General features: G+C 74.4%; 12 protein-coding genes. 4 read left to right on the top strand and 8 right to left on the bottom strand.

Annotated features, from left to right (window positions below; translation table 11 throughout):
* Positions 1-31 precede the first annotated feature (31 nt).
* From J4E96_RS18600 to J4E96_RS18590, 3 genes are all read right to left on the bottom strand, one after another.
* Entirely contained in the window at positions 32-850 is an 819-nt protein-coding gene (locus J4E96_RS18600) for an FAD:protein FMN transferase (protein WP_227423514.1), read from the bottom strand.
* Positions 847-1,392 carry an FMN-binding protein gene (locus J4E96_RS18595; protein WP_227423513.1) on the bottom strand — a complete coding sequence of 182 codons (546 nt, stop codon included), beginning with the start codon at positions 1,390-1,392 and terminating at the stop codon, positions 847-849. Before J4E96_RS18595 ends, J4E96_RS18600 begins: the two co-directional genes overlap by 4 nt.
* 95 nt (positions 1,393-1,487) lie before the next feature.
* A complete protein-coding gene (locus J4E96_RS18590; RefSeq protein ID WP_227423512.1) occupies positions 1,488-1,970 on the bottom strand; it encodes an Lrp/AsnC family transcriptional regulator in 483 nt (160 codons plus the stop codon).
* 49 nt (positions 1,971-2,019) lie between these two features.
* Between J4E96_RS18590 and J4E96_RS18585 the strand changes: the two genes are divergently transcribed.
* From J4E96_RS18585 to J4E96_RS18575, 3 genes are all read left to right on the top strand, one after another.
* Positions 2,020-2,694: a LysE family transporter gene (locus J4E96_RS18585; protein ID WP_227423511.1), complete on the top strand. Its 675-nt coding sequence runs from the start codon at positions 2,020-2,022 to the stop codon at positions 2,692-2,694.
* Positions 2,695-2,810: 116 nt separating this feature from the next.
* Entirely contained in the window at positions 2,811-4,022 is a 1,212-nt protein-coding gene (locus J4E96_RS18580) for an alpha-hydroxy acid oxidase (protein WP_227423510.1), read from the top strand.
* Between the two features lie 20 nt (positions 4,023-4,042).
* Positions 4,043-5,422: an FAD-binding oxidoreductase gene (locus J4E96_RS18575; RefSeq protein WP_227423509.1), complete on the top strand. Its 1,380-nt coding sequence runs from the start codon at positions 4,043-4,045 to the stop codon at positions 5,420-5,422.
* 183 nt (positions 5,423-5,605) lie between these two features.
* Here the strand turns inward: J4E96_RS18575 and J4E96_RS18570 are convergent, their stop codons facing one another.
* The 5 genes from J4E96_RS18570 to J4E96_RS18550 all read right to left on the bottom strand — a co-directional run bounded on the left by J4E96_RS18570 (position 5,606) and on the right by J4E96_RS18550 (position 10,485).
* The gene (locus tag J4E96_RS18570; RefSeq protein WP_227423508.1) at positions 5,606-6,463 is read right to left on the bottom strand and encodes a MerR family transcriptional regulator; all 858 of its coding nucleotides are present in this window, start codon (positions 6,461-6,463) and stop codon (positions 5,606-5,608) included.
* 50 nt (positions 6,464-6,513) lie between these two features.
* Positions 6,514-7,503 (bottom strand): hypothetical protein, encoded by a 990-nt coding sequence (locus J4E96_RS18565; protein ID WP_227423507.1) that lies wholly within the window; start codon positions 7,501-7,503, stop codon positions 6,514-6,516.
* Positions 7,504-7,761: 258 nt separating this feature from the next.
* Entirely contained in the window at positions 7,762-8,421 is a 660-nt protein-coding gene (locus J4E96_RS18560; protein ID WP_227423506.1) for a methionine ABC transporter permease, read from the bottom strand.
* On the bottom strand, positions 8,418-9,482 hold the full coding sequence (locus tag J4E96_RS18555) for a methionine ABC transporter ATP-binding protein (protein ID WP_227425833.1): 1,065 nt from the start codon (positions 9,480-9,482) through the stop codon (positions 8,418-8,420). Before J4E96_RS18555 ends, J4E96_RS18560 begins: the two co-directional genes overlap by 4 nt.
* A gap of 88 nt (positions 9,483-9,570) precedes the next feature.
* Positions 9,571-10,485 carry a MetQ/NlpA family ABC transporter substrate-binding protein gene (locus J4E96_RS18550; protein WP_227423505.1) on the bottom strand — a complete coding sequence of 305 codons (915 nt, stop codon included), beginning with the start codon at positions 10,483-10,485 and terminating at the stop codon, positions 9,571-9,573.
* 481 nt (positions 10,486-10,966) lie between these two features.
* Between J4E96_RS18550 and J4E96_RS18545 the strand changes: the two genes are divergently transcribed.
* A complete protein-coding gene (locus J4E96_RS18545) occupies positions 10,967-13,147 on the top strand; it encodes a DNA polymerase III subunit gamma and tau (RefSeq protein WP_227423504.1) in 2,181 nt (726 codons plus the stop codon).
* Positions 13,148-13,211: the final 64 nt, after the last annotated feature.

Here is a 13,211-nt window from a genome sequence, read left to right as displayed (position 1 = left end):
CGGTACGCGCTCAGGGCCGGGACCCGCGCGTTCAGGGCGCGTTCTGCCAGCGGTGCACGCGACCGTCCGCGAGCACGAGCAGTCCGCTCGTGCCATGCAGGGTCGCGGTCCAGTCCACGGCGTCGGCGCCGCGTGCGACCAGGGCGGTGGCCCACACGTCCGCCCACAGGAGCGACGGCCCGACCACGGTCGCGGACAGCACCTGCGTCGCGGCCAGCCCGGTGTGCGGGTCGACGATGTGCGCTCCCCGCGCGGCCACGCCCGAGGTGGCGACCCCGCCGTCGTGCACCGGCACGGTCGCGAGGATCGTCGACCGCTCGCGCGGGTCCTCGATGCCGATCTGCCAGGGCTCGAGGTCGGCGCCCGGGCGCACGAGGATGTCGCCGCCGGCGCCGATCGCGAGCGAGAGCCCGGGCAGGTCGTCGAAGAACCGGACCGACCGCGCGACCGCCCAGGTCTTGACGAGCACGGTCGGATCGAACGTCCCGGCGCGACCCGGCGCGGCCCACGCGTCGACGTACCCGTCGGTGCGCACCCGCGCGATCTCGGACAGCGCGGCCACCTCGCGCACGGCGAGGCTGCAGCCCGCGAGGGTGAGCTCGCCGCGCGCGAGCCGGCTGATCTCGGAGTCCTCGCGGTAGGTGCTGAAGACGGCGTCGGCGGCGCGCAGGTCGGCGAACACCCGGTGCGCGGCGTAGGCGGCGCTCGCGTCCCGCGCGCCCGCGCCACGCACGTGCAGGCTGACCGGCATGCCCATGATCTGCTCGACCCAGGCGCGCCGGTCGGTCGCGAGCGGCTCCGGCTCGGTGACGTCGCCGAACCCGGGGCCCCACCCCGCGACGGCGGTCACAGCCCGGCCCGGTCGAGCGCGCTCTGGAGCGAGGTCAGGTACCCGCGGCTCGTGACGGTCGCGCCGGAGACCATGCTGATGTCAGCCGAGCCCGCGGCGGACGCCTCCTGGTTGAGGATCGGGATGGCCCGGGCGTTGATCTGGACGCTCTCGCGCTCGCCCCCGGGGAACGCGATCGCCTCGGCCGACGTGACGGCGCCGTCGGTCACTGTGATGCGGACCTGTACGTTCCCGTAGCGCGTGGCGGTGGAGTCGCCGTCGTAGGTCGCGGTCGTCGGGGCGGCCGGCGCGGCCGTCGCCGTCGTCCCGTCGGTGGCTGTCGTGGTCCCGCCGGCGGTGGTGCCGTCGGCCGTGGTGCCGCCGGCCGTGGTCGCCCCGCTGTCGGCCGTCGTGCCGCCAGCCGTCGTCGTGCCGCTCGTGGTCCCCCCGCCGCCGGTGTCGGTGGCGGTCGCCTGGGTGGAGCTGTTGCGGCTCGTCGGCCAGGAGAACAGCAGCACCAGGGCGCTGAGCGTCGTGCCGATGGCGATGACGATGCGGCGCATGTGGTGCTCCCAGGGGGCAGGTGGTGTGGTCGCTCCACCCTCGCCGCCCGACCAGGGTGGGTCCTGAGGATCGGCTGGGAGCTTGCTGGTAGCGGCTATCGCAATGCGAGCCGGGTGAGCGACTGCGCGACGCCTGCGTCCCGCTTGAGCCGCCGGACGAGCCGGTCGAGCGCTGCGGCGTCGCGCACCACCGCGTGCACCAGGTAGTCGTACCCGCCGGTCACGTGCACCGCGTCGAGGATCTCCGGGAAGGCGCCCGACGAGCGCGCCGCCGCGAAGTCCTCGGCGCTCACGTCGGGTCGCAGCCGAAGGTCGACGAAGACCTCGAGCCCCGCCGCCGACGCCGCCGCGTCGGTCCCGCTCGGCCCGCTCGCCCCGCCGGGTCCGCCGGCTCGCAGCGGGCGGGCAGTGCCCGCCGTGAGCACCGTGAAGCCGCGAATCACGCCCGCGTCGACCAGCCGGCGGACGCGGGCCGCCGCGGCGTTCGCCGAGAGGCCGACGCGGCGGCCGAGCTCCCGGAAGGGCAACCGCGCATCCGCGGTCAGCTCACGGAGGATTGCGTCGTCGATGGCGTCCATCCAGCGATCTTCGCAGCCTGGCGGAGGTTTGCGCTGCGTCGGGGCGCGCGTGTCCGCCAGTCTCGCGGGCATGCACCCGCTCGCCGACGCGCTCGCTCTCGGGCTCCTGGCCGGCCTCGCGCTTGCCCTGCCGGTCGGCCCGGTCGCGCTGCTCGTCGTCTCGGCGGGCCTCACGCGGGGCTTCCGCGTCGCCGCGGGCGCGGCGCTCGGCGTCGCCGCGGTCGACGCTGCCTACGCGGGCCTCGCCGTGACCGTCGGCGGGCGCCTCGCCGCCGCGCTCGACGGGCACCTCCCGCTGGTGCGGACGGCCGCCGCGCTCGCCCTCCTCGGCGTGGCCGCGCACGGGCTCCGCCGGACCCTCGCGACGCCGTCGGCCGCCGAGCGTGCTGCGGTGCTACCCGCGACGGTGCTGCCCGCGACGGCGCGGCCGGAACTGGCGCAGTCGGCGCGGGCGTTCGGCCGCTTCGTCGCGCTGACCGCCGTGAACCCGCTCACCGCGCTCGCCGTCGCGTCGATCGCGGTGGCGCTCGGACCTCACCTGGCCGGCCCGGCGCGGTTCGCGTTCGTGCTCGGCGTCGCGGCGGCGTCGGCGGCCTGGCAGCTCGTGCTCGCCGCCGCGGGCTCGGTGCTGCGTGCGCGGCTCGGGCCCCGCGCGCGCACGGCGGTCTCGCTCGCCGGCCACGCGTGCGTCGTCGTCCTCGCCGCGGTCATCGCGCTCGGCTGACGCGCTCTGCTGTGCAGGTGAGACGCCGCGACCGCCGTCCGGTGCGCAGGTCTACCGTCGGGCCACGGACCCGCGTGCGCACCGGACGCGCGGCGCCGAGATCGGCGGGATGCGTGATGGTGGCACGACGGCTCCAGACCTGGGCACAGCTTCGACCCCTGCTGCGGGTGCAGCCGTTCCAGCTCGACCCGGTCGCACGCCGGCTCGCCGGCGCGCACACGGTCGGCGACCTGCGCACGCTCGCGCGGCGCCGGACCCCGCGCTCGGTGTTCGACTACGTCGACGGCGCGGCCGAGGGCGAGGTGTCGATCCGGCGCGCGCGGCGCGTGCTGCGCGACCTCGAGCTGCAGCCGTCGGTGCTCCGCGACGTCGGCCAGGTCGACCTGTCGACGACGATCCTCGGCACCCCGGCCGCGCTTCCGTACGTGCTCGCCCCGACCGGGTTCACCCGGATGATGCACCAGGCGGGCGAGGTCGCGGTCGCGCGCTCGGCGCAGCGGCACGGCGTGCCGTACACGCTCTCCACGATGGGCACGACGTCGATCGAGGCCCTCGCCGCGGCCGTGCCCGGCGGGCGCAACTGGTTCGGGTTCTACGTGTGGAAGGACCGGGCGGCGGGCGAGGACCTCATGACGCGCGCGCGCGAGGCGGGGTACGAGACGCTCGTGCTGACGGTCGACGTGCCCGTGGGGGGCGCGCGGCTGCGCGACAACCGCAACGGCTTCACGATCCCGCCCGCCCTCACGGCGCGCACGATCCTCGACGGCGCGATGCACCCGCGCTGGTGGGCGGACTTCCTCACGACCGAGCCGATCCGGTTCGCGACGTTCGACTCGTGGGGCGGGACCATCGAGGAGCTCGCCGCGCACCTGTTCGACCCCACCGTCGAGCTCGACGACCTCGCGTGGGTGCGCGAGTTCTGGGACGGGCCGCTCGTGGTCAAGGGCATCCAGACCGTCGCCGACGCCGAGCGGGTGGTAGGCGCGGGCGCCGACGCCATCGTGCTCTCGAACCACGGCGGACGCCAGCTCGACCGCGCGCCCGTCCCGCTGCGGCTGCTGCCCGACGTCGTGCAGGCAGTCGGCGACCGGGCCGAGGTCATGGTCGACACCGGCTTCTCCTCGGGCGCCGACATCGTGGCCGGCATCGCGCTCGGCGCGAGCGCCGTGATGCTCGGGCGGGCGTACCTGTACGGCCTGATGGCGGGCGGCGAGCGCGGTGTCGACCGCATGCACGAGATCCTGACCGCCGACATCTTGCGCACCCTCCAGCTGCTCGGGGTCCGCTCGATCGCGGAGCTCACGCCCGCGCACGTGCGGCTGCCGTGAGCGGCGCGGGCATGGTTGGCGTGGCTGGCGTGCAGGTGCTCGCGCAGCTGCGCGCCGCGCTGCCGGCCGGCGCCGTCGTCACCGACCCCGCCGCCGTGCTGGCGCGGTCGTCGGACGCCGCCGGCGCCGCGGCCCCGGGGGTCGCGCTGGCGCTCGTCCTGCCGTCGACGACGGCGCAGGTCAGCGCGATTGCGCGCATCGCCCACGCGCACGGCGTCCCGCTCGTGCCCCAGGGCGCCCTCAGCGGGCTCGCGGGCGGGGCCAACGCCGTCGACGGCGCGATTCTCGTCTCGCTCGAGGCGATGGCCGCGATCGTGCGGATCGACGCCGTCGACCAGGTCGCCGTCGTGCAGCCCGGCGTCGTCACGGACGACCTCGCCCGCGCGGTCGCCGAGCGGGGGCTGTTCTACCCGCCGGACCCGGCCTCGAGCTCGAGGTGCACCATCGGCGGCAACATCGCGACCAACGCGGGCGGCATGCGCTGCGTGAAGTACGGCGTGACGCGGGACTTCGTGCGCTCGCTCGAGGTCGTGCTCGCCGACGGCCAGATCGTGCGCACGCGCCCGCCGACGGTCAAGGCGGTCGGCGGCCTCGACCTGACGGGCCTGGTCGTGGGCTCGGAGGGCACGCTCGCGATCGTCACCGAGGCGACGCTCGCGCTCCTGCCTGCGCCGGGCCCGACGCAGGGGGTCTGCGCGACGTTCGCGACCGTCGCCGGCGCGCTTGCGGCGGCCAACGCGATCATGGCCGGACCGCACCGCCCGAGCACGCTCGAGCTGCTCGACTCGGTGGTGCTCGCGGCGATCTCCGCGTACGACCCGACGTCGACCCTGCCCGCGGGCGCGCACGCGCTGCTGCTCGTCCTGACGGATGCGCGTGAGGGCGGCTCGGCCGACGTCGCGGCGTACGCCCGGGCGGCGCACGAGCGCGCGGCGCTCACGGTTGACCTCGCGACGGAGCCCGACCGGCTCGACGCGCTGCTCGCGGCGCGGCGGGCGTTCCAGCCCGCGATGCAGGCCCTGCGGGGCGCGAGCCTCAACGAGGACGTCGCGGTGCCGCGGTCGCGCCTGCCCGAGCTGATCGAGCGGCTGGCCGCGCTCGCGGCCGGTTCCGGCGTGACCGTCGGCACCGGCGGGCACATCGGCGACGGCAACGTGCACCCCGTCATCGCGTTCGACCCCGCGGACCCGGCCCAGGTCGCCGCGGCCCAGCGGGTGCACCGCCAGATCCTCGACCTGGCGGCCGAGCTGGGCGGCACGGTGACCGGCGAGCACGGCATCGGCGTCGAGAAGCTCGTGGCCCTCGACGCGGAGCTGGGCCCGACGGTGCGCGACCTCCAGCGCCGGATCAAGCAGGCGTTCGACCCGACGGCCATCCTGAACCCGGGCAAGAAGCTGTAGCCGGGCTCCACCTGCCACCTGCCACCGGCCGGCCGGCCGGCCGGCCGGCCAGCCGGCCAGCCCGCACGACCCCGGCGGCCGAGGTAGTCCATCAGCGGTGAAGTAGTCCATTTGCGGTGAAGTAGTGCCTGCCGATGGACGTTCTCGCCGCGGATGGACTACCTCACGCCCCTGCCGGGTTCGTCAGGCCTTGTGGATCGGGACGCAGACCTCCGTGAGCCAGCTCGCCGGATCCGGCTCCTGCGGCGGGCCGACGACGTAGACGTTCAGCATCGGGCCGGCGATCGCGTAGTCGTGCTCCCCGATCCAGCGGCCGAGCGCCTCGACGGCGGACCCGATGCCGTCGTAGCTGCCGTGCAGCGTGGCCTGCGCCACGCGCAGCGCGGGAACCTCGACGCACCGGACACCGGCGGCGCTCTCGAACGGGCCGGTGACGTCGATCTGGACCTCGACGTCGGCGTCGGACTCGACGAAGCTCTCGTCGTGGAAGACCGCGGCGACGAGCGGCCGCTCCGCGACGCGCGCGCCCGTCGCGGGCAGGCCGCTCATGAGCCGCTGCCAGAGCAGCCCCTCGGCGGAGTAGTCGCCGATCGTGTCGCGGACGGCGGCGACGATGCGGGCCGGCAGGTCGCGCTGGATGATCTCGGTGGGCTGGTTGGTGTCGATGGACATGGCAGGTGCCTCCAGGCTGTCGATCAGGTGGACAACCTTCCGGATCCGGCTCGCGACGGCGGCGGCGTCGACCTCGAGCCTGGCCCGCTGCTCCTGGAGCACCGCGCGCAGCAGCGCGGGCTCGTCGAGCAGCGGCACGCACGCCGCGAGCTCGGCGACCCCGAGCCCGACGTCCCGGAGCGCACAGATCCGGGCCGAGGTGCGCAGGAGGTCCGCCGAGTAGAACCGATACCCCGAGCCGGGGTCGGTCCGGGTCGGGGGCAGGACGCCGTGCTCGTCGTAGTGCCGCAGCATCCGGACGCTGATCCGGGACAGCCGCGAGAACTCGCCGATCGACAGCAGTCGTCCGCCGGTGGAAGGCATGCCCATGACGAAACACCCTGCCACGGCGGGAGGGTCAAGCCAGCGGCGGCTGATCCTCACCAGCCCCGGACCGGCGTCAGCCGCGCGGTCGCCACGGGCGGAAGCCGTGCGTGTACGCGGCCGATCAGGTCCTGGGCGCCGCGGGTGTCGCCCGGAGTCACCCGCAGGACGGACCAGCCCTCCTCGGTGATCGCGTCCTGGCGGCGCTTCTCCTCGAAGACGACGCGGGCCGGATCTTCGCTGCTCGCGTACTTGACGTAGCCGTCAACCTCGATCAGCAGCCTCCAGGCGGGCCAGCCGAGGTCCGACCAGAACCACCCGAGCCGGGTCAGGACCGGGATCTGCAGATCCGGCCGAGGCAGCCCGTGCCGCAGCAGCAGGTAGCGGACGAACGTCTCCCACGGCGACTCCGCCCGCGCGTCGGCAAGGTCAAGGACCGTCCGGGCGCCGACGACGCCGCGTCCCCCGGCGAGCGCGTCGAGCCTGGCCCGCAGCGCGTCGCGGTCGGCGCCGAGGCGGAGGGCGCCGTCGGCGAGCACGAGTGCCTCGCGCGGCGTGAGCTGACGCAGGCAGTCCACGGCCGCGCGCTCGAGCGAGGTCACGGGCACGCCGCGTCGTTCCTGGCGGTCGGCCTGAGCCAGCTCCATGATGTGGCGGGTGAGTGCCGGTTCGCCGTGGTGGCTGGGCCGGACCGTCTGGATGATGTGGGTCGCGGTGGGGGCCGTCCACAGCGGGCAGCCCCAGATGAGGGCCGCCGACTCGTGGCTGAACCAGAACGGGGTGCGCAGCTGACGGCCGACCGCGGCGATCCGAGCGAGGGCGAGCTCCCGCGCGGCGGCGGCAGGGACGCCGGGAGGCGATGCGGACGTCGGGGGCACGCGGCGGTAGGCGCCCGGGCGGACCCGTTCGAGCCGCCCTGAACTTGCCTCCGCCTGCACCGCCGCAGGCGCGAGCTCGCGCGCGAGGAGCACCGCCGGAAGCGGACCCGTGGGCGGCCGCGCGCTGGAGCCGCGGGGTGGTGGCGCGGGGTGGTGGGGAGGGGGCATGGGTGCACTGTGCGCCGGCCCGACGTTCGGCGCCGCCGACCCCCGGCATCGCTGGGGACGGCCCTGCGCGCCGGGGGCCCGGGGTCGGGCGAGGTGGTCCAGCTGTGGCGGTGAGGTCGTCCATCCGCGGTGAAGTCGTCCATCCTTGGCGAGGTAGTCCATCGACAGGCACTACTTCACCGCGAATGGACGACCTCACCGCGAATGGACGACCTCACAGGGGGCGGGACCGGGTGCGGGTGTGCCGCAGCGCGGTGGTCAGTGGCGCAGGACTCGGCTGGCCAGCTTGTTGCCCAGCAGCTGCGCGAACTGGACGATGATGACGATCACCGCGACCGTGATGCCCATGACCGCGTAGTTGTACCGCTGGTAGCCGTACTGGATCGCGAAGTCACCGAGCCCGCCGCCCGCGACGGCACCTGCCATCGCCGACATGTCTGTGATTGCGACGAACAGGAAGGTGTACCCGAGGATCAGCGGCGCGAGGGCCTCGCGCACGATCACGGTCCACACGATCCGCAGCGGGCCGGCGCCCATCGCGCGCGCGGCCTCGATCAGGCCGGGGTCGAGCGCGACGAGGTTCTGCTCGACGATGCGCGACGTCGCGACCGTCGCCATGATCGTCATCGGGAAGATCACGGCCTTGGTGCCAAAGCTGGTGCCCGTGACCTGCACGGTGAGCGGCAGCACCGCGGTGATGAAGATGATGAAAGGGATCGGCCGGATGATGTTCACGAGCAGGTTGAGCGCCGTGTAGACGGCCCGGTTGGCCAGCAGGTTGCCCGGCCGCGTCGTGTACAGCAGCGCGCCGAGCGCGAGCCCGGCGATGCCACCGATGAGCAGGGTCGTCAGCACCATCTGCAGCGTCTCGCCGATGGCCGTGACGAGCAGCGGCCAGAGGTTCTGTCCGTTGTTCATCGGCCCGCCTCGCTCTGGGTGTCCTGGGGATCCTGGCCGACGTCGTCGGGCAGGTGCTCGACGACGTCGGTGTGCTCGCGGATCGACGTGATGAAGCCGTCGACGGCGGCGTCCGGGCCGACGAGCTCGAACGTCAGGGAGCCGAGCGGGCGCGCCCCGATGTCAGTGATGCCGCCGTACACGATCGAGCCGTCGATCCCGTGCGCGCGCAGCTGCTCGGTGAGCAGCGTCCCGGAGCCGCCAGTGTCACGCACGCCGATGGTCACGATGCGGCCGGGGTGCCGCTGGCGCAGCCGCGCGATGACCTCGGGGGAGGGGCGGTCGTGCAGCGCGGACGCGATGAAGCGCCGGGTGACGGCCTGCTGGGGCGAGGCGAAGATGTCGTAGACGTCGCCCTGCTCGACGACCCGGCCCTCCTCCATCACCGCGACCCGGTTGCATAGGTAGCTCACGACGGACATCTCGTGGCTGATCACCACGATCGTCACGCCGAGCTCGAGGTTGATCCGGCGCAGCAGGTCGAGCACGTCCCGCGTCGTCTCGGGGTCGAGCGCGCTCGTCGCCTCGTCCGCGAGCAGCAGGGTGGGCGACGTTGCGAGCGCGCGGGCGATGCCGACGCGCTGCTTCTGCCCGCCGGAGAGCTTGTCGGGGTACTGGCGCGCCTTGTCGGACAGCCCGACGAATTCGAGCAGCTCGGCGACGCGTGCCTCGCGGCGCTCCTTCGGCCAGCGGGCGACCTGCAGCGGGTACGCGACGTTCCCCGCGACCGTGCGCGAGCTCAGGAGGTTGAACTGCTGGAAGATGAAGCCGATCCGCGCCCGTGCGGGCCGCAGCTCGCGCTCGGTGCGCCCGGTCATCGGGACGTCGTCGACGACGACGGTGCCGCTCGTGGGCGTCTCGAGCGCGTTGATGAGCCGCACGAGCGTGCTCTTGCCCGCACCGGAGTACCCGATGATGCCGAACACGTCGCCGCGCTCGATCTCGAGCGTGACGGCGTCGACGGCGCGCACCGACTGGGTGCCCGTCACGAAGTCCTTCGTCACGTCCTGCAGGGAAACCATGGCGCTCACGCGAGGCCGTCCTCTTCTCTAGGTCGTGCTCGGGGCGATCCGCGGCCGACCGGCCCGCGGATCGCCCCGGGGAGCCGGATCAGCTCGCGGCGGCTTCGAGGTCGGCCGTCAGGCCGGCCAGGATCTCCTGGAGCTCCGCCGGCGTCTGGTCCTGCGCGACCGCGGTGCCCTTGGACTCCTCGAGCAGCGCCTCGGTCACCGACGGGTCATGGTAGATCTCGACGAGCTGGGCGTAGATCGGGTTCTCGGCATCCTCCGCGCGCGCGACCCAGACGTTGATGTACGGCTCGGCCGCCTCGAGGTCCTCGAGGTCCGAGTAGATCGCCGTGGTCGGGTCGATCCCGGCGTCGCTGGCGAAGTTGTTGTTGATGATCGCGGCGTCGAGGCTCTTGAGCTGGACCGTGGTCTGGTTCGCATCGACGGGGACGACCGTGACGCGGGACTCGTCCGCGACGATGTCGGCCGGGGTCGACAGCGCACCGCCGCCGTCCTTCAGCGTGATGAGCTCCGCCGACTGCAGCACGAGCAGCGCGCGGGCCTGGTTGGTCGCGTCGTTCGGGATCGCGATCTCGGCGCCGTCGGGGATGTCGGCCGGGGTCTCGTAGTCCTTCTCGGTGTACAGCCCGAGCTGGTAGATCACGGTCGCGCTGATCGGCACGAGGTCGGCGTCCGCCGACAGGTTGTAGTTGGCGAGGAAGAGCAGGTGCTGGAACTGGTTGAGCTCGAGCTCGCCCTGGCTGACGATCGGGTTGGGCTGCTGGTAGTCGGTGAAGTTCTGCAGCTCGACGTCGATGCCCTCCTCCTTGGCGAGGTCGACGAACACCTGCCAGTACGCCTTGCTCCCGTCGGTCACGCCGACCTTCACCGTGACGGGGTCGCTCGGGTCGGCGGTCGCGGTCGCGCCGGACGCCGCGGAGTCCGCGCCTCCTGCGCACGCGGCGAGCGTGGCTGTGAGGGCGATCGCGGCGACCAGGGTGGAGAGCTTGCGCTTCATGAGAATGCCTTTCGAGTGCGTGTTCGGGGACGTCATCGAGGCTGGAGGTGAGGCTGCGCGGGGGCGGCCGGGAGGCGACGCGGGCCGACCGGCGCTCGCGACGGGGGCAAGGGCGCGGTGCTGGCCGACGGCGGCAGGAGGACGGACCGCCACAGGCGGGCGCTCGCGAGGAGCGAAGGTGGGGGCCGTCGTGGCCGGGGTGGTCCGTTCAGGACCGGACGTGCAGAGCCGGTGAGGGCTCTAGCGCATGCAGGTGCGACAGCACATGAGCCCGCGGCACGCGCCCGGCAGGACGCACATGAGGTGCGCACGGTGCTCGGTGGCGACGGGGCGGTTCACGTGGTGCTCCATTCCTGCGGTGCGGGGCGGCTCGTTCGACCAGAGAGGTCGAGCCCGCAAGTTACCACCGTGGCGGGGGTCGGCCGCGCGGGCGTCCACCGGAGGGACCGCCCGTGTCCGGTCCGGCGCCTACAGTTCTGGGGTGACGACAGCCCTGTACCGCCGCTACCGGCCCGAGAACTTCGCCGAGGTGATCGGCCAGGAGCACGTCACCGGGCCTCTCATGCAGGCGCTGCGGACGGGCCGGGTCAATCACGCCTACCTGTTCAGCGGCCCGCGCGGGTGCGGCAAGACGACGTCCGCGCGGATCCTCGCGCGCTGCCTGAACTGCGCCCAGGGCCCCACCGACACCCCGTGCGGGGTGTGCGACTCGTGCATCGAGCTCGCGCGCGGCGGCCCGGGGTCGCTCGACGTCGTCGAGATCGACGCGGCGAGCCACGGCGGCGTCGACGACGCGCGGGACCTGCGCGAGCGGGCGACGTTCGCCCCCGCCCGGGACCGGTTCAAGATCTTCATCCTCGACGAGGCCCACATGGTCACGCCGCAGGGCTTCAACGCGCTGCTCAAGATCGTCGAGGAGCCGCCCGAGCACGTCATGTTCATCTTCGCGACCACGGAGCCGGACAAGGTCATCGGCACGATCCGGTCGCGCACGCACCACTACCCGTTCCGGCTCGTGCCGCCCGACGTGCTCACCGCGTACCTCGAGCGGCTGTGCGTCGAGGAGGGCGCGCGGGTCGGCTCGGGCGTGCTGCCGCTCGTGGTCCGCGCCGGCGCGGGGTCGGTGCGGGACTCGCTCTCGGTGCTCGACCAGCTGATCGCCGGCGCCGACGAGGCCGGGATCGACTACGAGCGCGCCGTCGCGCTGCTCGGGTACACGCCCGCGACGCTGCTCGACGACGCCGTCGAGGCGACCGCGGCCGGCGACGGCGCGGCGGCGTTCCGCGTCGTCGAACGCGTCATCTCGACCGGGCACGAGCCGCGCCGGTTTGTCGAGGACCTGCTCGAGCGGCTGCGCGACCTCATCGTCATCGCCGCCTCGGGGGAGGGGGCCGGTGCGGCGCTGCACGACGTGCCCGCCGACCAGCTCGCCCGCATGCGCGCCCAGGCCACGCACCTCGGCGCCGCCGAGCTGTCCCGCGGCGCCGACCTCGTCAACGCGGCCCTGACCGAGATGACCGGGGCGACCTCGCCCCGGCTGCACCTCGAGCTGCTCGTCGCCCGCCTCCTGCTGCCGTCGGCCGACGACGGCGCGACCGGCTATGCGGCCCGTCTCGACCGGCTCGAGCGCGGCCTCGCAGCGCAGCCGCCGGTGGTGGCGCCGGTTGCGGCGCCGGTCGCGCCCGTGGAGCGAGCGGTGGCCGCGCCGCCAGCCGTTGCTGCTCCTGCACCGATTGTGCCCGCGCCGATCGAGACCGCGCCGATCGTGCCCGCGCCGATCGAAGCCGCGCCGATCGAAGCCGCGCCGATCAAAGCGGCGTCGATCGAGCTCGCCCCGGCCGCGACAACGCCGGCGGCCACCACGCCCGAGGTCAGACTGCCGGCCGAGACCGCGCCGGTCGACGTCCCGCGCGTGCCAACCGTGCCGGCCGCCGCCGTCGCGCCTGCCGCCCCGCCTGCCGCCCCGCCGGCCGCCGCATCCGCGCCCGCGCCCGCTGCGCCGTCGGCCACCCCTGCGGGAGCGGCCGGGACCGAGACCGAGGTGCTGCGCCGTCGCTGGCCCGAGGTGCTCGACACTCTGAACCGGCTGCGCAAGGCGACCTGGGCCCTCGTGAGCCAGAACGCGCAGGTCGGCGAGCTCACGTCGACGACGCTGACCCTCACCTTCGCCGCGGCGGGGCTGGCCAACGCATTCCGCTCGGGCGTGCACGCCGAGATGGTGCAGCGCGCGGTGCGCGAGACGCTCGGGTTCGAGGTGCGGGTCGAGGGCTCGCTCGCCGAGGCCGCGCCCGCCGCGCGACCAGCGGCGTCGTCCGCCGCGACGTCGGGCGGCTCGGGCTCCGCCCCGCGGTCCGCGCCCGTGCTCGACCGCGCGCGCGCCGAGGCGTCGTGGGCCGACGTCGAGCCGCCCGACCACCTCGAGGCCGTCGAGCCCGCGTTCGACGCCGGACCGGAGCCGGCGCACGAGTCCAGCGCGCGCGAGGCGGGCGAGCACGCGCATGCGGCCGCGCTGCGGCGCGCGGCCGAGGGGCCGGCGCCCGCGGAGGACTCGCCGCAGCCGGACGACCCCGACATCACGACCTCGAACCTGATCGGCGCGCCGCTCGTCGCGCAGATGCTCGGCGGGACAGTGATCGACGAGCAGGTGGGCGACGAGGTCTGAGTCGCGACCGGCCCGCCGCCGCGGCCTGCGCAGGTCGCCGGGGGCCGGACCCCGTAGGCTGACG

It is taken from the genome of Pengzhenrongella sicca, from assembly GCF_017569225.1.
In the GTDB taxonomy this organism is placed as follows: Bacteria; Actinomycetota; Actinomycetes; order Actinomycetales; family Cellulomonadaceae; genus Pengzhenrongella; species Pengzhenrongella sicca.
This window is presented reverse-complemented; position numbering and strand designations above follow the sequence as displayed.